The organism is Stenotrophomonas sp. 115C5, assembly GCF_056861055.1.
In genome coordinates, this window is sequence record NZ_JBSPUQ010000001.1 from 242,207 (window position 1) to 267,866 (window position 25,660).

General features: G+C 67.6%; 23 protein-coding genes. 15 read left to right on the plus strand and 8 right to left on the minus strand.

Going from position 1 to position 25,660, the window contains the following annotated elements; genetic code table 11:
• Positions 1 to 117 precede the first annotated feature (117 nt).
• Both AC13FN_RS01195 and asnB read right to left on the minus strand, forming a co-directional pair.
• Positions 118 to 1,506, minus strand: coding sequence for a cation:proton antiporter domain-containing protein (locus tag AC13FN_RS01195; protein WP_401741128.1), 1,389 nt, complete (start codon positions 1,504 to 1,506; stop codon positions 118 to 120).
• A gap of 99 nt (positions 1,507 to 1,605) precedes the next feature.
• Positions 1,606 to 3,297 carry an asparagine synthase B gene (gene asnB / locus AC13FN_RS01200; protein WP_217015531.1) on the minus strand — a complete coding sequence of 564 codons (1,692 nt, stop codon included), beginning with the start codon at positions 3,295 to 3,297 and terminating at the stop codon, positions 1,606 to 1,608.
• A 333-nt stretch (positions 3,298 to 3,630) separates the two neighbouring features.
• Here asnB and AC13FN_RS01205 point away from each other — a divergent pair, with 333 nt between their 5' ends.
• Positions 3,631 to 4,509: a tetratricopeptide repeat protein gene (locus AC13FN_RS01205; RefSeq protein WP_482984292.1), complete on the plus strand. Its 879-nt coding sequence runs from the start codon at positions 3,631 to 3,633 to the stop codon at positions 4,507 to 4,509.
• A gap of 125 nt (positions 4,510 to 4,634) precedes the next feature.
• Here AC13FN_RS01205 and dapE read toward each other — a convergent pair whose 3' ends face one another.
• Genes dapE through map form a run of 6 tightly spaced genes read right to left on the minus strand, consistent with a single transcriptional unit; the run spans position 4,635 to position 11,567 of the window.
• Positions 4,635 to 5,762 carry a succinyl-diaminopimelate desuccinylase gene (gene dapE, locus AC13FN_RS01210; protein WP_482984291.1) on the minus strand — a complete coding sequence of 376 codons (1,128 nt, stop codon included), beginning with the start codon at positions 5,760 to 5,762 and terminating at the stop codon, positions 4,635 to 4,637.
• Complete coding sequence (locus AC13FN_RS01215) at positions 5,759 to 6,130, minus strand: arsenate reductase (RefSeq protein WP_192840217.1); 372 nt, start codon at positions 6,128 to 6,130, stop codon at positions 5,759 to 5,761. The genes dapE and AC13FN_RS01215 overlap by 4 nt, the downstream gene beginning before the upstream one ends.
• Positions 6,131 to 6,161: 31 nt before the next feature.
• Positions 6,162 to 7,028 carry a hypothetical protein gene (locus AC13FN_RS01220; protein ID WP_049436488.1) on the minus strand — a complete coding sequence of 289 codons (867 nt, stop codon included), beginning with the start codon at positions 7,026 to 7,028 and terminating at the stop codon, positions 6,162 to 6,164.
• A gap of 2 nt (positions 7,029 to 7,030) precedes the next feature.
• Positions 7,031 to 8,095, minus strand: a complete 1,065-nt coding sequence (gene dapD, locus AC13FN_RS01225) for a 2,3,4,5-tetrahydropyridine-2,6-dicarboxylate N-succinyltransferase (protein ID WP_478410798.1) — start codon at positions 8,093 to 8,095, stop codon at positions 7,031 to 7,033.
• The gene (locus tag AC13FN_RS01230; protein ID WP_456044017.1) at positions 8,095 to 10,704 is read right to left on the minus strand and encodes a [protein-PII] uridylyltransferase; all 2,610 of its coding nucleotides are present in this window, start codon (positions 10,702 to 10,704) and stop codon (positions 8,095 to 8,097) included. The genes dapD and AC13FN_RS01230 overlap by 1 nt, the downstream gene beginning before the upstream one ends.
• A 20-nt stretch (positions 10,705 to 10,724) precedes the next feature.
• Entirely contained in the window at positions 10,725 to 11,567 is an 843-nt protein-coding gene (gene map / locus AC13FN_RS01235) for a type I methionyl aminopeptidase (protein WP_049436485.1), read from the minus strand.
• Between the two features lie 173 nt (positions 11,568 to 11,740).
• Between map and AC13FN_RS01240 the strand changes: the two genes are divergently transcribed.
• From AC13FN_RS01240 to AC13FN_RS01305, 14 genes are all read left to right on the plus strand, one after another.
• On the plus strand, positions 11,741 to 12,271 hold the full coding sequence (locus AC13FN_RS01240; RefSeq protein WP_054171335.1) for a Csu type fimbrial protein: 531 nt from the start codon (positions 11,741 to 11,743) through the stop codon (positions 12,269 to 12,271).
• The gene (locus AC13FN_RS01245) at positions 12,271 to 13,020 is read left to right on the plus strand and encodes a fimbrial biogenesis chaperone (RefSeq protein ID WP_482984290.1); all 750 of its coding nucleotides are present in this window, start codon (positions 12,271 to 12,273) and stop codon (positions 13,018 to 13,020) included. The genes AC13FN_RS01240 and AC13FN_RS01245 overlap by 1 nt, the downstream gene beginning before the upstream one ends.
• Positions 13,021 to 13,027: 7 nt before the next feature.
• Positions 13,028 to 15,406 (plus strand): fimbria/pilus outer membrane usher protein, encoded by a 2,379-nt coding sequence (locus AC13FN_RS01250; protein ID WP_482984289.1) that lies wholly within the window; start codon positions 13,028 to 13,030, stop codon positions 15,404 to 15,406.
• Entirely contained in the window at positions 15,403 to 16,440 is a 1,038-nt protein-coding gene (locus AC13FN_RS01255) for a Csu type fimbrial protein (RefSeq protein WP_329921728.1), read from the plus strand. The genes AC13FN_RS01250 and AC13FN_RS01255 overlap by 4 nt, the downstream gene beginning before the upstream one ends.
• 132 nt (positions 16,441 to 16,572) lie before the next feature.
• Positions 16,573 to 16,818: a hypothetical protein gene (locus AC13FN_RS01260; protein ID WP_401741144.1), complete on the plus strand. Its 246-nt coding sequence runs from the start codon at positions 16,573 to 16,575 to the stop codon at positions 16,816 to 16,818.
• Positions 16,818 to 17,516 (plus strand): fimbrial biogenesis chaperone, encoded by a 699-nt coding sequence (locus AC13FN_RS01265; protein ID WP_482984288.1) that lies wholly within the window; start codon positions 16,818 to 16,820, stop codon positions 17,514 to 17,516. The genes AC13FN_RS01260 and AC13FN_RS01265 overlap by 1 nt, the downstream gene beginning before the upstream one ends.
• Before the next feature lie 219 nt (positions 17,517 to 17,735).
• On the plus strand, positions 17,736 to 18,542 hold the full coding sequence (gene rpsB, locus AC13FN_RS01270; RefSeq protein ID WP_005408748.1) for a 30S ribosomal protein S2: 807 nt from the start codon (positions 17,736 to 17,738) through the stop codon (positions 18,540 to 18,542).
• Positions 18,543 to 18,668: 126 nt separating this feature from the next.
• Positions 18,669 to 19,544 (plus strand): translation elongation factor Ts, encoded by an 876-nt coding sequence (tsf, locus tag AC13FN_RS01275; RefSeq protein ID WP_054171331.1) that lies wholly within the window; start codon positions 18,669 to 18,671, stop codon positions 19,542 to 19,544.
• 258 nt (positions 19,545 to 19,802) lie between these two features.
• Positions 19,803 to 21,341: a GGDEF domain-containing protein gene (locus AC13FN_RS01280; RefSeq protein ID WP_049436476.1), complete on the plus strand. Its 1,539-nt coding sequence runs from the start codon at positions 19,803 to 19,805 to the stop codon at positions 21,339 to 21,341.
• 121 nt (positions 21,342 to 21,462) lie between these two features.
• Positions 21,463 to 22,191 (plus strand): UMP kinase, encoded by a 729-nt coding sequence (gene pyrH, locus AC13FN_RS01285; RefSeq protein ID WP_010486325.1) that lies wholly within the window; start codon positions 21,463 to 21,465, stop codon positions 22,189 to 22,191.
• 96 nt (positions 22,192 to 22,287) lie between these two features.
• On the plus strand, positions 22,288 to 22,842 hold the full coding sequence (frr, locus tag AC13FN_RS01290; protein WP_032127942.1) for a ribosome recycling factor: 555 nt from the start codon (positions 22,288 to 22,290) through the stop codon (positions 22,840 to 22,842).
• A 5-nt stretch (positions 22,843 to 22,847) separates the two neighbouring features.
• Positions 22,848 to 23,615: a polyprenyl diphosphate synthase gene (gene uppS / locus AC13FN_RS01295; protein ID WP_032127943.1), complete on the plus strand. Its 768-nt coding sequence runs from the start codon at positions 22,848 to 22,850 to the stop codon at positions 23,613 to 23,615.
• Entirely contained in the window at positions 23,612 to 24,448 is an 837-nt protein-coding gene (locus AC13FN_RS01300; RefSeq protein ID WP_439448826.1) for a phosphatidate cytidylyltransferase, read from the plus strand. Before uppS ends, AC13FN_RS01300 begins: the two co-directional genes overlap by 4 nt.
• A gap of 2 nt (positions 24,449 to 24,450) precedes the next feature.
• On the plus strand, positions 24,451 to 25,641 hold the full coding sequence (locus AC13FN_RS01305; protein WP_482984287.1) for a 1-deoxy-D-xylulose-5-phosphate reductoisomerase: 1,191 nt from the start codon (positions 24,451 to 24,453) through the stop codon (positions 25,639 to 25,641).
• Positions 25,642 to 25,660: the final 19 nt, after the last annotated feature.

Consider the following 25,660-nt stretch of genomic DNA (forward strand, 5'->3'; position numbering starts at 1 on the left):
CACCCACATACCCGAGGGTGCGCTGCACGCTGTAGAGCCGAGCACGGGCTCGGCTCCGCGCCAGAAGCAGCCGAGCACGGGCTCGGCTCTACAGAATGCCCGCGCGGCGCTACTGGGTCAGCTTCTACGCCGCTCGATCAGGTTCAGCAGCGGCCCGGTCATTGCAGTGGTCACCAGCGCCATGATCACCAGCACCGCAAACAGGCGGTCGCCGAGCAGGCCCAGCTCGTAGCCCAGGTTGAGCACGATCAGCTCCATCAGGCCACGGGTGTTCATCAGCGCGCCCAACCGCCACGCCTCGCGCGTGGGCATGCCCGCGCTGCGTGCGGCACTGAAGGTGCCCAGCAACTTGCCGGCCGTGGCTACCGCGATCACCACCACGCACAGCACGATGTCGCTGGCCTGCAGCGCATCGGCGCGCATGCGCAGGCCGGTCATGGCGAAGAACAGCGGCAGCAGCAGGGTCACCGCAAACGGTTCGACGCGGGCCATCAACAGGTCGCGCAACCGCGCGTTGGACGATACGGCGACGCCCGCCGCGAATGCACCGAACAGCGCATGGATGCCGAGCATCTCGGTGATCAGGGCACTGCCCAGCGACAGCAGCAGGATGCCGAGCAGCCAGCGCCCTTCACGGCCCGGCACGATCTGCTGGCGGGCGAACCACGGCTTCACCAGCCCCAGCATCAGCGCCACGAAGGCGACCACGCACAGCAGGTTGAGGCTGGCCGGCAGCCATCCGCTGGCCTGTGCAGCCGCCACGATCAGCGCCAGCAGGCACCATGCGGTGGCATCGCCCAATGCCGCGCAGGCGATGGCGGTCTGCCCCAGCGGCGTCTGCGTGATACCGCGGTCGGCAAGGATGCGCAGCAGCACGGGAAAGGCCGTGATGCTCATCGAAATACCAACGAAAAGTGCGAATGCAGTGAAGCCTACGCCCTGCGGGCCGTGCTGTGGATACAGCCAGATTGCGAGGGCGACGCCGAGCACGAACGGCACCGCGATGCCAGCATGACTGACCGTGAAGGCGAAACGCCGGCGCCCGCGCAGCGCCGCCAGGTCCAGCTCGGCACCGGCCACCAGCAGGAACATCAGCACGCCCAGCTGGCTGAGCATGCCCAGCGGGCCCAGCGAACTGGCCGGGAACAGGGCACCATGCAGCTGCGGTAACAGGCTGCCAAGGACCAGCGGCCCCATCATCAGGCCGGCGGCCATCTCGCCGATCACCGCCGGCTGGCCAAAGCGCTTGAGCAGCGCACCTGCGCCCTTGGCCACCAGCAGCAGCACCAGCAGCTGCAGCAGGAACAGGCCCAGCGGTGACGCCAGGTGCTGCGCCCAGCTGCCTTCGGCAGCAACCGTGGCACGCGCGACCGCCTCGGGCGCCGCCGGCCCCGCATACCGCGCCAGCAGCACGCCGGCCAGCAGCGGGACACCGGCCCAGGTCAGATAACGCCATCCCCATTTCGTGGGCCGCATGCCGCCGCCCGCCTGTACGTCCATGAACATTCCCCAATGCGCAGGGGGCGATCATACAAAAAGGGGACGGAGGGGATTAAGTCGTTAGTGGCACAAACGACCTAATCCCCTCCGTCCCCTTTTTGGGGCTTAGGCCAGCGCCTGCTCGTGCACGCCGGCGATCGCGCGGCCGGAAGGGTCGGCCGCCGCCGCGAAGCTGGCATCCCAGGCGATCGCCGCCGGCGAGGAACAGGCAATCGATTTGCCGCCCGGCACGGTCTCGGCCGCCGCGCGGGTCGGGAAGAACTGCTCGAACAGGTGGCGGTAGTAGTACGCCTCCTTGGTCTGCGGCGGGTTGTGCGGGAAGCGCTTGTCGGCGGCCGCCAGCACGCGGTCGCTCACCTGCGCTTCGGCATGCGCCTTCAGCCCGTCGATCCAGCCGTAGCCGACGCCATCGCTGAACTGCTCCTTCTGCCGCCACAGGATGCTGTCCGGAAGGTAGCCATCGAACGCCTCGCGCAGCACCGCCTTCTCGATGCGACGGCCACCGAACCCGGCACCGACCATCTTGTGCGCGGCATCGAAGCGCATCGCCACGTCGAGGAATTCACGATCCAGGAACGGCACGCGCGGCTCCACGCCCCAGGCCATCATCGATTTGTTGGCACGCAGGCAATCGTAGTTGTGCAGGGCATCGAGCTTGCGCACCAGCTCGTCGTGGAATTCGCGCGCATCCGGCGCCTTGTGGAAGTACAGGTAGCCACCGAAGATCTCGTCACTGCCCTCGCCGGACAGCACCATCTTCACGCCCATCGCCTTGATCCGTCGTGCCAGCAGGAACATCGGCGTCGATGCACGAATGGTGGTGACGTCGTAGGTCTCGATGTGGCGGATCACTTCCGGCAGCGCATCGAGGCCTTCCTCGAACGTGTACTCGAAGCCGTGATGCACGGTGCCGAGTGCCTCGGCGGCGATCGCGGCGGCGGCCAGATCAGGCGAGCCCTTCAAACCGATCGCGAATGAATGCAGCCGCGGCCACCAGGCTTCGGTCTGCCCACCATCCTCGATGCGGCGACGCGCGTAGCGTGCGGCAACTGCCGCCACCAGCGACGAGTCCAGGCCACCGGACAGCAGCACGCCGTACGGCACATCGCTCATCAGCTGGCGCTCCACCGCATGCTCGAACGCCTGGCGCAGCTCGGCCAGATCGGCCTGGCGGCCCTGTACGTCGGCATAGTCGCGCCACGGCTGCTGGTAGTAGCACACCAGCTCACCACGGGCACTGTCGAAATAGTGGCCCGGCGGGAACTGCGCGACGTCGGCACAGGTATCGACCAGCGCCTTCATTTCCGAGGCCACGCGCAGCCGCCCCTGGGCATCGTGGCCCCAGTACAGCGGCACCACGCCGACCGGGTCGCGCGCCACCAGCACGCGGCCGCTGTCACGGTCCCACAGGGCGAAGGCAAAGATGCCGTTGAGCTGCTCCAGCCACTGCGCCGGCGATCCGCCCTGGCGGTACAGCGCGTTGATCACTTCACAGTCCGAACCGGTCTGGAAGTCGTAGGCGGTAGTCAGCGCGGCCTTCAGTTGCTGGTGGTTGTAGATTTCGCCGTTGACCGCCAGCGCCAGCTGGCCATCGGCCGACAGCAGCGGCTGCGAACCACCGGCCGGGTCGACGATGGCCAACCGCTCGTGGACCAGCAGCGCGCCTTCGTCGAGGTACACGCCGCTCCAGTCCGGGCCACGGTGGCGCTGGCGCTGCGACAGTTCCAGCGCATGGCGGCGCAGGGAAGGAAGATCGTCACCGGCCTGCAGGCCGAAGATTCCGAAGATCGAACACATGGGGGAGCTCCTGTTGGGGTCACGGGTGGGAAGGTGTTCGACCGGCCATCCAGGCCCGGGTGGGCGGCGCCCGGGCACAAAAAAACCCGCATCGGCTGATGCGGGTTTTCTGGTGTCCGGGCGTGTGTTGCTGTCTATCTACCCAGGGCGCAGTCCCGCATCGGCCGCGCACGATTATTCGCGCGCAGATTATTGCGGTTGTTGTTATTGACGGCGGTGGCCAGGCGGATCGACATGGCATCGACCCTACCCTGGTTTCCGGCGCGGTGCAACAGTTGCGTCGGCAACCACGCCTGGAGCGCATAATGGCGCGCCCTGAACCGTGTAACAGGAATGCAACACCGCAATGGACGCACCGGCGCACTGACCGCCCTGCTCTGCCTGGGCCTGGCGGCCTGCCAGACCCTGCCCCCGCCTTCTACGCTGCCGCAATCCCAGCGGCAGGCATTGGAACAACGTGGAACCGACGGCAGCTTCGAGGGTGCCTTCGAGACCGCGCAAACCTTCGAGCGCTTCAACGATCCGCGCGCCATCGCCTACTACGAGCGTGCCGCAGCGGTCACCCCCTGGACCTTCCACAATACCAAGGCGGAAGAAGCACTGGGCCGGATCTGGATCTCCGGCACGCTGCGCCATGCCGACAGCCCCCACATCAACCCGGCACCAGTGCTGCGCGCATCCTGGCGACGTGGCGAACGCGCCTATCTGGCGGCGGCCTACCACGGCAATCCCTATGCGTTCTTCGGGCTCGCCAAGGCCTATCGTCAGCGTGGCGACACGCAACAGGCGCTGCGCTGGGACCTGCGCGGCATGATCTACGAGCGCTACCCGAGTTCGTCGTCACGTCTACCGGATGCGGTAGCCGCACAGGGTGACACCGTGCATCCGCTGGTTGCGCGGATCCAGCGTTGCGCCGAGCGTGGCGATGCCGAAGCGCAGGTGGACCTGGGCGCGCTGCTGGAGAAGGGCATGGGACTGCCGCGCGATCCGGCACGTGCGCTGCAGCTGTACCAGCGCGCCGGTGAGAAGGGCAATGTGTTCGGCCAGTACTTCGCCGGGCTGCTGCTGGGCCGAAGTGCGCCGGGGGTGGAGAAGGACACCGAGGCGGCGGCGCGCTGGTTTGCCAAGGCCGAGGCGCAGCGCTTCTACATGGCGGCGCCGAGTTACTGGAAGAAGGCGGTCGAGCCGCCGTTCTTCCTCTTTTCGGAATAGTAGAGCCGAGCCATGCTCGGCTGCTTCTGCCGGGAAAAACCAGCCGAGCACGGCTCGTGCTCTACAGGAAAACAGCCCAGGCGAGAGGCCGCGCCGACCAACGGTCGGCACCCACCGTCGCAGGCTCACGCCAGCAGCCGTTCCACCAGGCGCTGGTACAGCCCCGGCAACGCTTCCAGATCGTCCACGCGCACGTTCTCGTCCACCTGGTGGATGCTGGCGTTCACCGGCCCCACTTCGATGCACTGCGCACCCAGCGGCGCGATGAAGCGAGCATCGGACGTGCCGCCGCCGGTGCTTTCTTCCGGGGGACGGCCGATGTGCCCGGCCAGCACTGCACGTGCGGTGGCGCGCAGCGTGCCTTCCGGGGTGTAGAACGGCTCACCGCTGCGGTGCCACTTCAGCGTGTACTGCAGGCCATGCCGGTCCAGCAGTGCGGTGATCTCCGCCTCCAGCTTCGGCGCATCCCAGTGCGGGTTGTAGCGGATGTTGAAATCCACTTCGAGCTCGCCGGGAATCACGTTGTTGGCACCGGTGCCGGCGTGGATGTTGGAGATCTGCAGGCTGGTCGGCGGAAAGCTCTCGTAGCCTTCGTCCCAGCGCCGCGCACTCAGTTCGGCCAGCGCCGGAGCCGCCTGGTGAATCGGGTTGCGTGCCTTTTCCGGATACGCCACGTGGCCCTGCACGCCCTGCACGCGCAGCTTGGCCGACAGGCTGCCACGACGCCCCACGCGCAGCAGGTCGCCCAGGATCGCGGTCGATGACGGCTCACCGGTGACGCACCAGTCGATGCGCTGGCCGCGTTCGGCGAACAACCGTGCGACGTGGCGCACGCCATCGATGGCGTCGCCCTCCTCGTCGCTGGTCAGCAGCACCGCCAGCGTACCGGGGTGATCGGGATGCGCGGCGACGAACTGCTCGGCGGCGACCACGAACGCGGCCACGCTGCCCTTCATGTCGGCGGCGCCACGGCCATACAGCACGCCATCGCGGATCTGCGGCGTGAACGGGTCGCTGGTCCAGGCCTCGCGCGGACCCGCCGGCACCACGTCGGTATGGCCCAGCAGTACCAGTACCGGCGCGCCCTGGCCATGGGTCGCCCACAGGTTATCGACGTCGCCCAGGCGAAGGTGATCGCACTCGAACCCGGCCTGCTTCAGGCGTGCCGCCAGCAGTGCCTGGCAGCCAGCATCATCCGGCGTCACCGAGGGTCGTGCGATCAGTTCGCAGGCCAGGTCGAGGACCGCGCTCATGCGTCACCCACGCCGAAGCGGGCCTTGAAGCCGTTGTCACTGAAACCCTGGCTGACCGCGCCATCGGCGGTGACCACCAGCGGGCGCTTGATCAGCTGCGGGTACTCGCGCAGCAGCAGCTTCCATTCGGCCTCGGAATCGGCAGCCTTGCGGTTGTCCGGCAGCTGCCGCCAGGTGGTGGAGGACTTGTTGACCATCGCCGCCAGGCCACCCAGCTGCGCTGCCCATGCCAGCAGTGTTTCCGGGCTCGGCTTGTGCTCGCGGTAGTCGACGAAGGTGTACGGCACGCCGAAGCGGTCCAGCCACTTGGTCGCCTTCTTGCAGGTATCGCAGTTCTTCAAACCGTAGACAGTGGTGCTCATGGCCATCTGTGATGCTGGAAAACAGAGGGCCAGAATCTCACAACAGGCGCTCGGACACGACCCGGAATGGCACCCGTGGCAGCAGGAAGGCCAGCCCCTCGTGCAACGCCACGCCCATCGCCTGCAGGCGCGGGCACTGCAGCTCGCCTTCCAGCTGCAGCGGCTGCAGGCGGTCGATCTCCACCGGCAACGCGATGCGGGTGCTGGCCCAGCGACAGTCGCAGGTACGGGCGATGGCCTCGTCCTGGCAGGTGAGGAAACGCAGGAGGGCCTGATGGCCACCGAAAGCCGCCGTCCATGCCGCGTCCTCCCAGCCCGCAGCAGCCTGCCACTGCAGGTACAGCTCCGGCGCACTGCCCTGCCCGCCTTCGATCCGGGTATGCCCACCGCCATCGGCGCGCACCGCATGTTCGAAGCGGGTGGACAGATGCGGCTGCATGGCATCGCTGAAGGCACGCGCGCCGGCGACGAAGGGCAGCTGGTCCATCACGTTGCGGTCGAACAGCACCACCGGTGTCCCGTCCGGAGCATCGTCACGACGCAGGTACCAGCGCCAGTTGCTCTGCCTTGGAGACGGCATCAGGGAACGCAGCGGCCCGGCCAACGCCGGCCCGAAGTGGCCGTGACGGTAGCTGAGGATGGTGTAAGGCGTACGTCCGGCATGGACCACGTAATGATGGCCTGGCGGTGGCATCGGCGCGTGGCGCACGTCGACCCACCAGCTCACGTAGACCACATCGCGCACATCACTGACCAGCGCTGGCATCGGCCAGCGCCGCGATAGTGCGCGGCGCAGCCGGGTCCAGCGCGGGGCGTGCAGCAGGCGCGGCAGCATCCGCCCGAACAGGGTGTCGGACGGATGCCGGTAGATCGCGGACTGCGCCAGATCCTCCGGCGCAGCCACCTTCAGTCGGCCAGGCCGCGCAGCAGGTCGTTGACGCTGGTCTTGCTGCGGGTCTTGGCATCAACCTGCTTGACGATCACCGCGCAGTACAGCGAATGGGTACCGTCCTTGCTCGGCAGCGAGCCGGACACCACCACGCTGTACGGCGGGATGTAGCCGTAGGTGATTTCGCCGGTGGCACGGTTGTAGATGCGGGTGCTCTGGCTGAGGAACACGCCCATGCCGATCACGCTGTGGTGACCGACGACCACGCCTTCCACCACCTCCGAACGGGCACCGATGAAGCAGTGGTCCTCGATGATGGTCGGGCTGGCCTGCAGCGGCTCCAGCACGCCGCCGATGCCGGCGCCGCCGGACAGGTGGCAGTGCTGGCCGATTTGCGCGCACGAACCCACGGTGGCCCAGGTGTCGACCATGGTGCCTTCGCCGACGTAGGCGCCGATGTTGGTGAAGCTCGGCATCAGCACCACGTCCTTGCCGAAGTACGTACCGCGGCGGGCGATCGCGCCCGGCACCACGCGCACGCCGCCGCGGCGGAACTTCGCTTCGTCATAGCCGGCGAAGCGCGATTCGACCTTGTCCCAGAACGGCGCCGGGCGGGCATCGACCACGGCCATGTCATTGACGCGGAAGTACAGCAGCACGGCCTTCTTCAGCCACTCGTTGACCTTCCAGCCACCCTGGCCATCCGGCTCGGCGACGCGGAACTCACCGCTCTCCAGGCCGTCGATCACGCGGTTGACCAGCGGCTTGGTCGAGCCCTCCAGCTCGTGCAGGGTCAAGGTGGCACGGCGCTCGAAGGCGCTCTCGATACCAAACTTCAGCTCTTCCACGCCCGGTGCCGACGGCTTGCGCAGCGACTTGCGGGCGATGGTTTCGGCGCGGACGGCTTCGGCGCTCCTGGCCGGTGCCTTCTTCGCTGCAGCCGCTTTCTTCGCCGGGGCCTTCACCGCAGCGGCCTTCTTCGGCGCAGTGGCCTTCTTCGCGGCCGGTGCGGCGGCAGCAGGTTTCCGGGCCGCTGCGCTCTTGGGGGTCGCGGCGGTCTTCTTGGCGGGCTTGGTGGCCATCAGGCGGGGTCTCCGGCGTTTCGATCAGGGTCCAGGCAGGCCAGCATCGCGTCATGCAACTGCTGCCGGGCAGGTTCAGTCAGGGGGAGGTCGTGTTCGTCACTGATCACGAAGGTGTCTTCGGCGCGTTCGCCGAACGTGGCAATGCGCGCATCATGCACGCGCAGGCCCTGGTTGCGCAGCACGAACGCCACATCGGCCAGCAGGCCGGGGCGGTCGGGGGCGACCAGGGCAAAACGGGTTGCGCCCGGCTCATCGCGGAATTCGATGCGCGGAGCGAAGCGGAAGTGCCGCAGCTGCCGTGGTACCACCCGGCGTGACGGCCGCAGGCGCGACAGGTCACCGCTGAGTGCCTCGCGCAGCGCCGCTTCCAGATTGGCACTGCTGCCATCGGCAAAGGTATCGGCCGGGTTCACTTCGAAGGTATCGAAGATGGTATCGGCCGGGCCGTCCAGCACGCGTGCGCGGTGGATGCCGTAGCCCTTGCGGTCCAGCGTCATCACGATCGCGGCGAACAGGCCGTCGCGGTCCGGCGAATGCACGAATACTTCCAGCGCGGGGTCGTCGACACTGATCCGGCGTACCTTCACCAGCGCCTGGCCCTGCTTCACCGGCACCAGCGCGGCGGCCTGCCAGGCCAGCTGCTCAGGGCGCAGGCGGATGAAGCCCTCATCAGGCATCACCGCGAACTGGCGGTCGATGGTTGCATCGTCGTAACCCCGCTCGCGCACCAGCGCGCGCACGCTGTCGCGCGCCTCGGCCACGCGCTCGGCCGCCGGCACCGGGTGCTCCAGCCCCTCGCGCAACGCGCGCCGGGTGGCGAAGTACAGGTCGGCCAGCAGGCGGTCCTTCCATGCATTCCACAGCTTGGGGCTGGTGCCGGCGATGTCGGCGCAGGTCAGCAGGTACAGATAGTCCAGGCGATCGCGGCTGCCGACCAGGGTGGCGAAGCGATGGATCACCTCCGGGTCGGCGATGTCCTGCTTCTGCGCGGTCACCGACATGCGCAGGTGCTGTTCGACCAGCCACGCCACCAGTTCGGTGTCGGACGTGCTCAGCGCATGCGCCTGGCAGAACGCGCGCGCGTCCACCGCGCCCAGCTCCGAATGGTCGCCGCCACGGCCCTTGGCGATGTCATGGAACAGGCCGGCGAGCAGCAGCAGCTCGGGCTTGCGCAGGCGTGGCCACACTTCATGCGCGATCGAGAAGCGCTCGTCGGCACGGCTGCTGGCGAACAGGCCGATGTTGCGCAGGACCATCAGCGTGTGCTGGTCGACGGTGTAGACATGGAACAGGTCGAACTGCATGCGCCCGCTGACCTGGGCGAAGGCGGGAATCCACTGGCCAAGCACGCCCAGCCGCGCCATGCGCGAGAGCGTATCGACCGGGCGCTGGCCGCGCAGCAACGCCAGGAACTGCTCGCGCGCATCGACGTCAGCCTGGTCGTAGGCCGGCAACAGCGGCAGCGCTTCGGCCAGCGCGCGTGCCGTCAGCGAATGCAGGCCGCGCACCTGCGGATTGTTGGCCCAGCTGGCAAACAGTGCGAACACCTGGCCGATATCGCCGCGCGGCCAGTCAGCTTCGTTGGCCGCCAGGTAGCCACGGCGCAGGGAAAAGCCCACGGTCAACGGCTCCGGCTGCGCCTCGCCGTCGAACTGCTCCTCGAAGCGCTGCAGCAGGCGGTCGCTGATCCGGCGCACCACCAGCGCGGCGCGGTAGAAGCCCTGCATCATCTTCTCGACACCGAGATTCTCGGCATCGTCTTCGAAGCCCAGGCGCGCGGCCAGGGTCTTCTGGTAATCGAAGCGCAACCGTTCTTCGGGGCGTCGCGCCACCAGGTGCAGGCCGAAGCGCAGCCGCGCCAGCACTGCACGTTCGCGCTTCAACGCGGCGGCTTCGTCGGCACCGAGATGGCCCAGCCCGACCAGCGCTTCCAGGTCACGTACACCGAACGCGCGAAGCGCCATCCAGCCCAGCGTATTGAGATCGCGCAGGCCACCGGGGCCATCCTTCAGATCCGGTTCCAGGTTGTCGGCGGTGTCGCCGAAACGCTGGTGGCGGTTGCGCAGCTCTTCCAGCTTGGCCAGGAAAAAGGTGCGTGCCGGCCACAATTCCCGATCGTCGATGGCCTCGCGCAGCGCACGGCGGGCAGCGTCATCGGCCAGGATCGGGCGCGCCTCGATCAGCGCGGTCAGTACGGTCTGGTCCGCCGCCGCCTCACGGCACTGCGGCGCCGAACGCACCGCATGGCTGACCGCCAGCCCGCAGTCCCACAGCAGTGCGAACAGGCGTGCCAGTGCGGATTCATGCGCCAACTGTGCCGACGGATCACCGAACACCAGCAGGTCGATGTCCGATCGCGGGAACAGTTCACCGCGGCCATAGCCCCCCACCGCGAACAACGACAGCCCGCTATCGGCTGGCAGGCAACGCTGCCACGCCAGGCGGATCAGATGGTCGGCGGCACGCGCGCGCAGCGCCAGCAGGCGCTCGATGTTGTCGCCCTGGTCGAAGCGGCGGTACAGGCGTGCGTCAGCCTGCTGCAGCGCCTGGCGCGCGGCAGCAGCCCAGTCCGGGTCGTTGAGCGACGCGGCCGGCGTGTCCAGCAGCGAACTCGCCGGCAGCATCTTCAGGAGACCTGCGACTCGCCCGGCGACAGGGTCAGCACGTCCACGCCGGTCTCGGTGACCGCGATCATGTGCTCCCACTGTGCCGACAGCTTGCGGTCCTTGGTCACCACGGTCCAGCCATCCGGCAGCACCTTGTTGTAGCGGGTGCCCTCGTTGATCATCGGCTCGATGGTGAAGGTCATGCCCGGCTGCAGCACCAGGCCCTGGCCCGGGCGGCCGTAATGCACCACCTGCGGCTCATCGTGGTAGACCTTGCCGATGCCGTGGCCGCAGTACTCGCGCACCACGCTGAAACGCTCGCCTTCGGCATAGCTCTGGATGGCATGGCCGATGTCGCCCAGGGTGGCGCCCGGGCGCACCGCGCGGATGCCGCGCCACATCGCTTCGTAGGTGGTTTCCACCAGGCGGCGGGCCATCACCGACGGGGTGCCGACGAAGAACATGCGGCTGGTGTCGCCGTGCCAGCCATCCTTGATGACGGTGACGTCGATGTTGATGATGTCGCCATCCTTGAGCACCTTCCCTTCGCTGGGGATGCCATGGCAGATGACGTTGTTGACCGAGGTGCACACGGTCTTGGGGAAGCCGCGGTAGCCGACGTTGGCCGGAATGGCGCCCTGCACGTTCACGATGTGGTCGTGGCAGATGCGGTCCAGTTCCTCGGTGGTGACACCGGGCTTGACGTGGGGGGTGACGATGTCGAGCACTTCGCTGGCCAGGCGGCCGGCGATTCGCATCATCTCGATTTCCTGCGGGGTTTTCAGATTCACGCTCATGGCCCCCATTATCGCCGATCCGGCCACAATCTGAACGAACGCCACCCAACTGGCGATCCGGGCCATGCACGGTTCCGGCAAGGAAAGTGAAAGCGTGATCGCCGCCACCCTTTCACCTCCCTGTTTATCACGAAATACAGACACTTACGCCACCTAAGCTGGGGTCACCGTCGCCGAAGCGGTGCCGAACGTGCCGCCTTCGCCTTGTTCAACGGACCTTCGGGTCAGGGAGGTTGTCCATGCGATCCGCGCTTCGTTCCCCGCTTGCCTGGGCCCTGGCCGGGATCCTGCTGTCCAGCCCGGCCCTGGCTGCAGACACCACCACCTTCAATGTCACCCTGGTGGTCACCAAGGCCTGCACCATCACCGCTGCGGCCGCCACCAACGTCGACTTCGGCACGGCGGCCTCGACCACCGCTACCCCCACCCTGGGCCAGGGCACGGTCACCGCCCAGTGTTCGGCACTGACCCCGTACACGATTTCACTGAATGCAGGTGCCAACGCCAGCACCGCGAATGACGTCACCACCCGCCGGATGAAGAACACCAACGCCGCGGTGACCGCCAACAACTACGTCGGCTACCAGCTCTACCAGGACGCCGCACACACCCTGGTCTGGGGTGCCACCTCCGGCACCAACACCCAGGCTGGCATCGGCACCGGGCTGGCCGTGCCCTACATCGTCTACGGCCAGATCCTGAACCTCAGTACGAACAACCCGGCGACCGGTAACTACCTGGATACGGTTACCGCCACGATCACCTATTGATGGAGCACGCCCGCATGGCCCGACCCCGCCCGTGGCGCGCCACCGGCGTGGCGCTGCTCGTCCTGAGCCTGGTGCTCGCCGCCCCTGCCGAAGCCACCAGCCTGCAGGTCGCCCCCACCAGCCTGCAGCTGGAAGCGCGCCAGCGTGCCGGCGAGCTTTGGCTGACCAACAGCGGCACCTCGCCGGTGAAGCTGCAGGTGCGGGTGTTCCGCTGGGTGCAGCAGGACGGCCAGGAACAACTGTTGCCCACCGATGAGCTGGTGGTCACCCCGCCGATGCAGGAACTGGCTGCCGGACAGCAGCAGCTGGTCCGGGTGATGCGTCCGGACAGGACGCCACCGCCTGCACAGCAGCATTACCGCTTGATTGTCGACGAGGTGCCCGATCTGGCCACCCGTGCCGAAGGGATGCAGTTCGTGCTGCGCTATTCGATACCGGTGTTCGTGCAACCCGCCGCCGGCAAGCTTGCGCCGCAGCTGCAGGCCCGCCTGGTGCAGTTGCCCGATGGCCGCAACGGCGTCGAGGTGGCCAACGCGGGCAACAGCTATGCACAGATCGCCGATCTCGCGCTGGGCAGTGCCATGCGCCCGCGCATCGTGCATCCCGGACTGCTGGGATACGTGCTGCCCGGGCAGGTGATGCGCTGGCCGATCGAGCGCACGGCGATCGACCGCGACAACGACCAGATCACGGCCAAGCTCAATGGCGAGTCGGAACAGACGCCGCTGTCGCCTCCATCGGCTCGCTGAGGCGTTGATGGGTGCGCTGCTTGCTGCCCTGGCTCCTGCGGCGATCCAAGCCGCCCATGTGTCCGGCGCAGCGGCCACCGCCGCCGCCGATGCATCAGGCATCTCCGCCGATGCGATCCTGCCACCGCCCACACCATTGACCGCCAACCAGACGCTGTACCTGGACGTGTCGCTCAACAGCACCCCACGCGGCCTGATGCCTTTCATCGAGAACCGTGGCCGCCTGCAGGCCAGCCCCGACGTGCTGCGCCAGCTCGGCTTCAACGCCAACGGCGATGCACCGGTGTACCTGGACCAGATCAGCGGCGCGGTGGTGCGCTATGACGCACGCCTGCAGACCCTGGCGCTGGACGTGCCGCTGGACCAGCTGACCCTGCCGACCACCGTGCTCAGCCGCCCGCAGACGCGCGCCCCCGCAGGCAGTGCCTCACCCGGACTGCTGCTCAACTACGACGTGTATGGCAGCCGGGTGGATACGCTCGGCAACCTCAGCCTGAGCTCGGAACTGCGCCTGTTCGGCGTCGGCAACGGTACCTTCGAAAACACCGCGGTCAGCCGACGCTACCAGCAGCCCGGCGATCGTCGCTGGCGCGGTGAGAGCGTGCGCCTGGATACGCGCTGGAGCCTGGATTTCCCCGACAAGGCGATGACGCTGGAGGTCGGCGATTTCTACAGCGGCTTTGTCGACTGGACCCGCCCGGTGCGCCTGGGCGGTCTGCAGATCGGCCGCAACTACGGCCTGCAGCCGTATCGCGTGCTCACTCCCACGCCCAGCTTCCTCGGCCAGGCCGTGGTGCCCTCCACCGTCGAGCTGTATGTCGACGGCCTGCGCCAGTACAGCGGCCAGGTCCCGGTCGGCCCGTTCCAGCTGGCCGCGCAGCCAGGCATCAGCGGCACCGGCAGCGCACAGGTCGTGGTCACCGACGCATTCGGCCGCATGCAGACACTGGATTTCAGTTTCTATGGCACCCAGCAACTGCTGGCCAAGGGCCTGTCCGACTGGTCGGTCGGCGTCGGCAACCTGCGCGAGGACTTCGGCCAGCGCTCCTTCGCCTACGACGATCGCACCGTGGCCAGTGCCAGCTGGCGCGGCGGCATCAGCGATACCTTCACCGGTGAAGCGCATGCTGAAGGCGGAGGTGGCCTGGCCCAGGCCGGCATAGGCGGCTGGTGGCTGGTGGGCGGCGCCGGCGTGTTCAACGCGGCCTACGCGCACAGCAACCATCACGGCCTGCAGGGCGGGCAGTGGGCACTGGGTTACAGCTGGAACAACCGCCGTCTCAACGTCAACCTGCGCAGCGTGCGCAGCCACGGCGACTACCGTGACCTCGGCGCGCTGCAGGGCAACCTGCCGCCGAGCATCAGCGAACAGGCCACGGTCGGGCTGGATCTGCTGCGGTTGGGCACGCTCAGCGCCAGCTACCTGCGCCTGCGCTACCCCAATGGCGAAGACAACCGCTATGCCAGCCTGTTCTGGTCGCGCACCTGGAGCCAGCGCTGGTCGGCCTACCTGTCGGTGAACCAGAACCTGGACCACAGTGATGACCGCAGCATCTATCTGTCGGTGACCGCCAGCCTGGGCAACAACCGCCAGGCCAGCCTGTCCAGCCAGCGCAACGGCGACAGCCAGACCTGGGTGGCCGACGTCACCCAGCCGGTGCCCGGCGATGGCAGTGCAGGCGGCATCGGCTGGCGCGCGCAGGTGCGCCACGGCGAGGACGGCAACGGCGGCCTGGCCGAAGTCGGCATCCTCAATGACATTGGCCGCTACTCGTTCGGCGCCTCGCGCCAGGGCGGGCTCAACTATGCCTACGGCAGCGCCAGTGGCAGCCTGGTCTGGATGGGCGGGCACGCGTTCGCCACACGCGAGGTCTCGGACGCGTTCGCGGTGATCAGCACCAACGGCGTCGGCGGCGTGCCGGTGCGGCTGGAGAACCGCCTGATCGGCGTCACCGATGATCGTGGCCTGTTGCTGGTCAGCCCGCTGCTGTCCTGGCAACGCAACCGGGTCTCGATTGACACCCTGGACCTGCCCGAGGACATGCGTGCCGACCGCATCGAGGACTGGGTGACGCCGCGCCAGCGCGCCGGTACCCACGTGACATTCCAGTTGCGCTCGCGTCCCTCTCTGAGCCTGACGCTTCAGAGCATGGACGGGCAGCCACTGGAAGTGGGCAGCGAAGTGCAGCTGCCCGATGGACACCAGGCCACGGTGGGCTATGACGGCCTGCTGTACCTGGAAGACATCGCTGCCGGCAGCGTGCTGTACATCACCACCAGCCGCGGCCAGTGCCGGGTGAAGGTACCCGACCAGCCCAAGGTGGTGGCGTCTGGCGCCCGGCCGAAGCCGGCACCGCTGCAGTGCATTCCGGAGGTCGCGCCGTGAGGGTGCTGCTGCTCGGCGTGCTGCTGGTCACCGGCCTGCTCGCGGCACTGCCGGCCCGGGCGACAGCGGTCTGCACGGCAATCGCGAACCCGACCCTGCCATTCGGCAACATCAACAGCAACGCTCCCGGCCCTACGGCGGCAACGCTGAACATCACGGTGACCTGCACCACCGCCGCACTGAGCCTGCTGGCCACCACCGGCGTCCGCGTCTGCGTGGGTATCGGCGCTGGCAGTGGCGGCGGCAGCAGCTCCACCTTCCGCACGATGTCCACCTCCACCAGCGACACCATGAACTTCCAGTTGTACAACACCGCCAGCTACAGCCAGGCCACCGGCCTGGTGCCGCACGGCACGCCACCCGCGCAGGAGCTGACCATGAGCTACAGCGTGCCGCTGCTGACCGGCGGCAGCGGTGCGCAGTCCGTGCAGCTGTTCGCGCAGATCCCTGCCAACCAGATCCTCGCTTCGGGTGCCTACAGCAGCACCTTCAGCGGCGCCAACGTGGTGCTTACCTGGGCCTGGAACGAAGTCCTGCTCGGCACCGCCACCGTGCCGGCCACCTGCAACGGCGGCGCGACCGGCACCAACAGCGCCAGTGGGGCATTCAGCTTCACCGCCACTGCCAACGTGCTGCCGCAATGCGGCAGCTACGTCACCACCAGCATGGACTTCGGCAACGTCACCGGCAGCATTCCCGCCAACATCGACCGGACCGCCACGCTCACGCTGACCTGCCTGAAGAACACTGCCTACCAGATCAGCCTCAACAACGGCCAGAACAACCCCGCCGCCTCCACCACCCGACGCATGGCCACCACCATTGGCAGCGGCACCTACTACCTCCCCTATGAGCTGTACCGCGATGCCGCGCGCAGCCTGCGCTGGGGCAATACCCTCAACGTCGATACCGTTGGCGGCACCGGAAGTGGCAGCGCGCAGCAGCTGACCATCTATGGCCGGGTGCCGCCGGTCACCGGCCAGCCCGCGGCCGGTACCTACAACGATCTGGTGCAGGTGACGATCACCTATTGAGTCCCCTGTAGAGCCGAGCCCGGCTCGGCTTCATTTTCTGGCATCCGGCAGGCCGAGCATGGACTCGGCTCTACAGTTCCGGCGCATCCTGCCGATACCGCGCAACGGGTCCTACAGCACGGTGGATGGCAGGTGGTTCGCGCACTTCTGATCGGGGCGATGCTGGTCGCCAGTACGCCCGCGTGGGCCGATCCCGGCAGCACACCCCTGCAGATCCGGCTGACCGTGGTCGAGGGCTGCAGCGGTGATGCCGGTAATACCCGATGCGCGGCACCGCACAAGCGCAGCGACGCGCCCGAGCTTCCGCAACAGATCCGCGACCTCGCGCCGCCGGCCGACAGCGACGACGCGGTGCCTGCCGTGACCGTCATCTACTGATGCGTACCCTGCTGAGCCTGCTGGTACTGCTGCTGGCGCTGCCCGCGGCGGCGCTGGACCTGGTGCCGACCACCCTGCAGCTGCCAGCCGAAGGGGGGTACGGCGAGCTGTGGCTGTACAACCCCGGGCCCGGCCGCTGGCAGGGCGAGGTTCGGATCCTGGCCTGGGAACAGCAGGCCGACGCGGAAAAGCTGCGTCCCAGTGACCAGATCCTGGCCAGCCCTGCCCGGCTCGACCTCCCGCCCGGCACCCGCCAACGCATCTGGCTGCTGCCCCGGGAGAGGTCGCCCATTGCCGTCGAGCAGGCCTACCGGGTGCTTCTGGCTCCCAGTGAACCGGACCTACCACGGTACTCGCTGCCCTTGTTCAGGGGACACGCCGTGCCCTTGGCGCGGCCGGAGCTGCATGCCGGGATCGAACCCGGCACGTCACATCCCTTTCTGAGATTGAGCAACGCAGGTACCGTACACGCCCGCCTGCACGATCTTGCGTTCGTCGCCGACGATGGCCACCGCACCCTGCTGCTGCCGGGACTGGCCGGCTACCTGCTGGCGGGCCGGGAGCGCCGCTGGGCCCTCCCCGCCCATGCCGACGGCTATGCCCGTGGCCATTTCCAGGCCCGGCTGCAGGACGGCCGCGTGGTCGATCTGACCGTGCCGGACCCGCCAATTGCAGCGAGCGCACCGAGCGGGCTATAATCGACCGGATTCCTGCCGCCTGCGTGCGCGGGAGACCGTCCACACCGGACGTCACCGGTGAATCCACACCTGCTGCCCCCATCCGTGCCGGGGTGCTCCGCAAGGAGTTCGGCCACGGAGGCAACAGGGAAGCCCAACCCCGGAACCGATCGCGCTTCCACGCGTCCCGCATACCTATCCCGCGGGCGGAATCGCTGGTTCCATATCAGGAGTATTGCAATGCCCCAGGTCACCATGCGTCAGATGCTGGAAGCCGGCGTCCACTTCGGCCACCAGACCCGCTACTGGAACCCGAAGATGGCTCCGTACATCTTCGGCGCCCGCGGCAAGATCCACATCATCAACCTGGAAAAGACCGTCCCGCTGTTCAACGACGCGATGAACTTCATCTCGTCGGTTGCCCAGAAGCGCGGCACCGTCCTGTTCCTGGGCACCAAGCGCAGCGCCCGCGAAACCATCAAGGAAGAAGCCGAGCGTTGCGGCATGCCGTTCATGAACCAGCGTTGGCTGGGCGGCACCCTGACCAACTTCCGTACCGTCAAGCAGTCGGTTGCCCGCCTGAAGGAACTGGAAGCCGGTGAAACCGACGGCACCTTCGAAAAGCTGGTCAAGCACGAAGTGCTGGGCCTGCGTCGCGAGCGCGACAAGCTGGAAGCCTCGCTGGGCGGCATCAAGGACATGAACCGTCTGCCGGACGCCATCTTCGTGATCGACATCGGCCACGAAGACATCGCGATCAAGGAAGCCAAGAAGCTGGGCATCCCGGTCATCGCCGTGGTCGACACCAACTACAACCCGGAACTGGTTGATTACGCCATCCCGGGCAACGACGACGCCATCCGCGCTGTGCAGCTGTACGCCCGCGCCGCTGCCGACGCCGTGCTGGAAGGCAAGGCTGCTGCTCCGCACGCCGCTTCGGTGCGTGAGGAAGAGTTCGCTGAAGCCGCTGCTGAAGGCGAAGAGAAGCCGGCCCGCCGCGCTCCGGCCAAGAAGGCTGCCAAGAAGGGCGACGACGCCCAGGCCTGATCCAGGCCCCGGGGTGGACGCCCGGCGTCCACCCTCCCTGCACGCAGCCTTTGGCGCGTGACAGGACCGTGTCACACGGGCCGGCCACCATGCCGGCCCAACCCCTTTCTTTCGTGAGGTAATCCCGTGGAAATCACTGCTTCCCTGGTCAAGGAACTGCGCGAGCGCACCGGCGCCGGCATGATGGAATGCAAGAAGGCGCTCACCGAAGCCAACGGCGACATCGACGCTGCTGCTGAAGCCATGCGCAAGTCCGGCGCCGCCAAGGCCGACAAGAAGGCTGACCGCGTGGCCGCCGAAGGCCGTCTGGGCCTGGCCCAGGATGGCGGCAAGGCCGTGCTGGTCGAAGTCAACTCGGAAACCGACTTCGTCGCCAACGACGACAACTTCAAGTCCTTCGTCAACGCCGTCGCTGCCGCTGCCCTGGCATCGGGCGCCACCGACGTGGAAGCCGTGAAGGCTGCCAAGCTGGCCGATGGCCGCACCGTTGAAGAAGCCCGCGCCACCGCCGTGCAGACCCTGGGTGAGAACATCCAGATCCGTCGCATGGTGAAGATCGACGGCAACAACACCATCGGCGCCTACGTCCACACCAACGGCAAGGTTGGCGTGCTGGTCGACCTGGTCGGCGGCGACGTCGAGCTGGCCCGTGGCCTGGCCATGCACGTGGCTGCGCTGAAGCCGCCGCACAACAAGGCTTCGGACGTTCCGGCCGACTTCGTCGAGAAGGAAAAGGAAATCGAGCTGGCCAAGATGTCCGAAAAGGACAAGGCCAAGCCTGCCGAGATCCTGGAAAAGATCATCAGCGGCAAGATCAACAAGATCGTCAGCGACGTGACCCTGTACGGCCAGACCTACGTGCTGGGCGACACCACCGTCGAGCAGGTGGTCAAGGCCGCTGGCGCCGACGTGGCTGGCTTCAAGCTACTGATCGTCGGCGAAGGCATCGAGAAGGTGGTGGAAGACTACGCCGCTGAAGTTGCCAAGGCGATGCAGGTCTGATTCCAGCCTTCCGGCTGCGAGGCGACCAGAAGGAGCCGCGGGAAACCGCGGCTCTTTTTTTATGCCCGGGACAATGGGAGGCCCATGCTCCAACTGTTGGTGCGCACACCGACGCCGCGCACACCGGCACCTTTGCGTTGCGCGCGAATCAAGCCGATACTCGGCGCAGGGAATCCACAGTCACATAGCAGGAACGAAAATCGCGGACTGTGATGCATTCCTAGGTATTCTTGTCCCAATGGAATTGAACGACCCGACATGCCTCCCGAGCTGACAGCTGCCCTGGCGCTCTGCCGCAACCTGCCTTCGCCACCCGGTATTGCCCTGCGCATCATCGAACTGGCACAGGACCCGGAAGCGGACATCGCCACCGCCGCCGACATCATCGCCATCGACATGGCGCTGAGCGCTCGCATGCTGCGCATCGCCAATTCGCCGCTGTACGCCAGTCGTCGCCGCATCGAGAACCTCGGCCAGGCACTGACCATGCTGGGCCTGAATGCCACCATCAGCCTCGCCCTTGGCTTCACCGTTACCGACGGCCTGACCGGCGGCAGCGGCGCTGGCCATGACCTGCGCCAGCGCGCGTGGAAGCGCAGCATTCTCAGCGCACTGGCCGCCAGCCAGCTGGGCCAGGCCCGCGGCCTGCGCCGCCTGGAGGAACTGATGCTGGCCGGGCTGCTGCAGGACCTGGGCGTGCTGTGCCTGGCCCAGGCCGAATCGGAGCGCTACCTGCCGCTGCTGCGCGAAGCCCGTGACAACACGGACCTGGTTGCCCGCGAGCGCGACGCGCTCGGCTGCAGCCACGCCGATGTCGGCGCCTGGGTGGCCGAGCAATGGGGCCTGCCGCGCTATCTGGTGGAGAGCATCAGCCACAGCGAGGACGACGACGCTGCCGATTCGCCGTTCCAGGCCTGCGTGCAGCTGTCCGGCGCTGTCGCCGACATCTGGCTGGACGAAGATGCCGATGCCGCCCGCGAGCGTGCCTTGCACCAGGTACATGACCGGCTGGAACTCGACAGCGCCCGTTTCGACCAGGTGCTGACCCGCATCAGCGAGGCCCTGCCGGACATCGCCAGCCTGTTCGAGGCCGGCCTGAACTCGCCGTTGCGCGTGCGCGAGTTGATCGACCACGCGCAGGAGCTGGCGACCCTGCGCAACCTGCGCGAGCTGCAGGATGCCGACCAGGCGCGCCGCCGCGCCGACGAATTCGAGGCGCGGGCCAAGCGCCTGGCCGACCAGGCCCACCGCGACGCCCTGACCGGCGTGCTCAACCGCCGCCAGCTGGAGGCGGTGCTGGAGCAGGAGTTCCTGCGCGCCGGCCGCCAGGGCTGGCCGCTGTCGGTGGCCTTCATCGACCTGGACGACTTCAAGAAGATCAACGATGCCCACGGCCACCTGACCGGCGACGAGGTGCTGCGCGCCTTTGCCGGCAAGCTGCAGGGCCAGCTGCGCAACAGCGACACCGTGGCCCGCTTCGGCGGCGAGGAATTCGTCGCCCTGCTGCCCAATACCAGCGAAAGCGTGGCCCTGGACGTGATCCGCCGGGTGCTGGCCAACATCGTCGCCACGCCGATGGCCGAGCTGGAGGGAGGGCCGTTGTTCGTCACCTTCTCCGCCGGCGTGGCCACCCAGGGCGGCTACGAGCGCTTTGCCGACGTGCAGGACCTGCTGCGTGCCGCCGACGATGTGCTGTACCGATCGAAGAACCTGGGCCGCAACCGGGTGATCGCGCGCTCCCCCGGCGCCCTCGGCCACGACGAGCTGTCAGCGACCGCCGGCGCCGAGCTGGGCTGAACGGGACGCCCCGCGTGACCGGGGCGAACGCCAGGATTTTGCGCCGCAGTGCACAAAACACTATGGCCCGACGCCGCATGCGCGTAGAATCGCCCGCGATTTCCACGCACCCGAGGTCCCCATGTCCAAGCTCGCCTATCGCCGCATCCTTCTGAAACTATCCGGGGAGGCGCTGATGGGAGATGAGGACTACGGCATCGACCCGAAGATCATCAACCGCCTGGCCCGTGAGGTCATCGAAGCCCAGCAGGCAGGCGCCGAAGTGGCGCTGGTGATCGGCGGCGGCAACATCTTCCGCGGCGCCGGCCTGGCCGCTGGCGGCATGGACCGGGTCACCGGCGACCAGATGGGCATGCTGGCCACGGTCATCAACGCCCTGGCCATGCAGGACGCCCTCGAGAAGCTGGGCGCCAAGGCCCGGGTGATGAGCGCGATCAAGATCAACGACGTATGCGAGGACTACATCCGCCGCCGTGCCATCCGCCACCTGGAAAAGGGGCGCCTGGTGATTTTCGCCGCTGGCGTCGGCAGCCCGTTCTTCACCACCGACTCCGGCGCCGCGCTGCGTGCGATCGAGATCGGTGCCGACCTGCTGCTGAAGGCGACCAAGGTCGATGGCGTGTACGACAAGGACCCGAACAAGCACAGCGACGCGGTCCGCTTCGACAGCCTGAGCTACGACGAAGTGATCCGCCGCGGCCTGGAAGTGATGGATACGGCGGCCTTCGCACTGGCCCGCGACAGCGACCTGCCGATGCGCGTGTTCGACATGGGCCAGCCGGGCGAGCTGCTGAAGATCCTCAGCGGCGAGAACATCGGCACCCTGGTCCAGGGCCGCGACCCGGCCTGAGCCTGAGCGCCAGGCGAGCTCCGGGCCGATTCAGGCCCGGCAGCGTCCCGTATTCGCCTATAATCGCCCGATTCCAGTTACACCCAGGACCGGGCGATGCTCAACGACATCAAGAACAACGCGCAGACGCGCATGGCCAAGAGCATCGACGCTCTGAAGCACACCCTCACCTCGATCCGCACCGGCCGCGCCACCCCGGCCCTGCTGGACCGCGTCACGGTCAGCGCCTATGGCAACGCCAGCACCCCGCTGAACCAGGTCGCATCGATCTCCAACGCCGACGCCCACTCGCTGCTGGTCACGCCGTTCGACAAGAGCATGATCAAGGAGATCGAAAAGGGTCTCTACAACGCCGAGTTCACCCCGAACACCCTGGGCACCGCGATCCGCATCAACATGCCGCCGCCGACCGAAGAGCGCCGCAAGGAGCTGGCCAAGCAGGTGCAGAAGGAAGGCGAAGGCGCCAAGATCGCGATCCGCAACATCCGTCAGGACGCGAACAAGGAAATCGCCAAGCTGGTCAAGGACAAGGCGATCAGCGAAGACGAGAAGAAGCGCGGTGAAGACGACATCCAGAAGTTGACCGACACCAACATCAAGGACGTCGACAAGGTCGTTGCCGACAAGGAAAAAGAACTGCTGTCGGTCTGAAGTCGATGCCTTCAGTCCCGCCTCCATTGCCGGCCGCCCTGCCCCGCCACATTGCCATCATCATGGATGGCAATGGGCGCTGGGCACAGCAGCGCCGTCGTCCGCGCGTGATCGGCCACCGGGCCGGCGCGCGTGCGGTCAACCGCACCATCGAGCGCTGCCTTGAGCTGGGCATTCCGGCACTGACCCTGTTCGCGTTCTCCAGCGAAAACTGGGGCCGGCCGCAGGAAGAAGTCGATGCGTTGATGAAGCTGTTCCTCGGCGCGCTCGACCGCGAAGTGGACGAGCTGCATCGGCGTGGCGTGCGCGTGCGCTTCATCGGCGAGCGCGAACGCTTCGGCGCCGGGCTGGTCAGCCGCATGCAGCTGGCCGAGCAGCGCACCGCGGACAACACCACCCTGACCCTGTCGATCGCCGCCAGCTACGGTGGCCGCCAGGACATCGCCCGTGCTGCGCGCGCACTGGCCGCCGAGGTCGCCGCCGGCCGCCTGCTGCCCGAACAGATCGACGAATCGCTGCTGGGCAGCCAGGTCGCCCTGGCCGACCTGCCGCCACCGGACCTGTTCATCCGCACCGGTGGCGACACCCGCATCAGCAACTTCCTGCTGTGGCAGCTGGCGTACACCGAGCTGTGGTTCACCGAGGCGCTGTGGCCGGACTTCGATCCCGCTCTGCTGCAGCAGGCGCTGGACGCCTATGGCAGCCGTGAGCGCCGTTTCGGCCTGACCAGCGCCCAGATCGCCGCACTGGCCACCGAGACTTCCAGCCCATGACCAAGACCCGAGTCCTTGCCGCGCTGATCATGGCGCCGGTCGCCATTGCCGCGATCCTGCTGCTGCCGACCCAATGGCTGGCAGCGGCGGCCGCTGCGGTGCTGCTGATCGGCCTGTGGGAGTGGCTGAAGCTGGCCGGCATCGAAGACACCCTGGCGCGCACCGTGCTGCTGGTGCTGAACCTGCTGCTGATGGTGCTGCTGGTCTGGGCCGATGGCAGCACGCTGGTGCTGTTCCAGATAACCACGCTGGCCGGTGTCGCCTGGTGGTTGGCGGCGCTGGTCTGGCTTCGCTTCTTCAATTTCGGTGCGCAACCGTCTGCACCCTCGCGCATCGTGAAGATGCTGGCGGGTACACTAGCCATCGTTCCGGCCTGGGCCGCGCTGGTGCTGATCCATGCTGGCGGCGATCCGCCGGGCAAGCAGGGCCACCTGTGGCTGCTGGCTGCCCTCGCGCTGGTCTGGGCGGCCGATTCGGGCGCCTATTTCGCCGGCCGTCACTTCGGCAAGCACAAGCTGGCCCCGCGCATCAGCCCGAACAAGACCTGGGAAGGCCTGTTCGGCGGCCTGCTGGCCGGTGTCGCCGTGGCCGTCGGCCTGGGCTGGCTGGCCGGCATCGATGCCGCACACCTGCCGGGCCTGCTGATCACCTCGGTGGTGGCCGTGTTCGCCTCGGTGCTGGGTGATCTGTTCGAAAGCCTGATCAAGCGCCACGCGGGCGCCAAGGACTCGGGCCACCTGATTCCGGGCCATGGCGGCGTGCTCGACCGTGTCGACGGCGTCCTGGCTGCAGTGCCGGTGTTCGCACTCGGCAAGGAAATCTTCGGGTTCTGACCATGAATGCTGTCGCAGACCTGCGCCGGGTCGCCGTGTTCGGCGCCACCGGCTCGATCGGTGCCTCCACGCTGGACGTGATCGCCCGCCACCCGCAGCGCTACCAGGCCACCGTGCTGGCCGCCGGCCGCCAGGTGCAGGCGCTGCTTGCGCTGTGCCGCCAGCACAGGCCCGTACACGCGGTGATCGCCGACGAATCGCTGTTCGCCGAGCTGCGCGACGGCCTGCGCGATGCCGGACTGGCCACCGAGGCGCATGCCGGCCATGCCGCGCTGGACCAGCTGGCCGCCAGCGATGCCTGCGACACCGTGGTTGCCGCCATCGTCGGTGCGGCCGGGCTGTCTTCCACGCTGGCTGCGGCCGCCGCGGGCAAGCGCATCCTGCTGGCCAACAAGGAATCGCTGGTGCTGGCCGGTGAGCTGCTGACCCGCACTGCCCAGCACGCTGGCGCTGAGATCATTCCGATCGACAGCGAACACAGCGCGATCTTCCAGTGCCTGCGCTCGCGCGACGCCAGCACTGACGGCGCCGGTGTGCGCCGGATCCTGCTGACCGCCTCCGGTGGCCCGTTCCGCGGCCGCAGCCGGGCCGCGCTGGCCCAGGTCACCCCGGCCCAGGCCGTGGCCCACCCGAAATGGTCGATGGGCCCGAAGATCTCGGTCGATTCGGCGACGTTGATGAACAAGGGCCTGGAAGTGATCGAGGCCCACCACCTGTTCGGCATCCCCGGTGAGCGCATCGAAGTGCTGGTGCATCCGCAGAGCCTGGTCCACTCGCTGGTCGAGTTCGTGGACGGTTCGACCCTGGCGCAGATGGGCCTGCCGGACATGCGCACCACCCTGGCCGTTGGCCTGGGCTGGCCACAACGCATCGAATCGGGCGTGGCCGGGCTGGACCTGCTGGCCCAGGGCCGGCTGGATTTCGAGGCCCCCGATACCGATGCCTTCCCCTGCCTGGCCCTTGCCTGGCAGGCGATGCAGGCCGGTGGCACCGCGCCGGCGGTGCTGAATGCTGCCAATGAAGAGGCCGTTTCAGCGTTTCTTCAGGGCCGGATCGGGTTCCTGACCATCCCGGAGCTGGTTGCTAACGCTCTTTCAACACTGCCGACCCAGCGAGCCGATACACTGGAGGTCCTGTTGTCCGCCGACCAGCGGGCACGCCAGCTGACCCTGAACGCCATCGACGCCGCCTGAACGACCGCCTCGCCCAGCA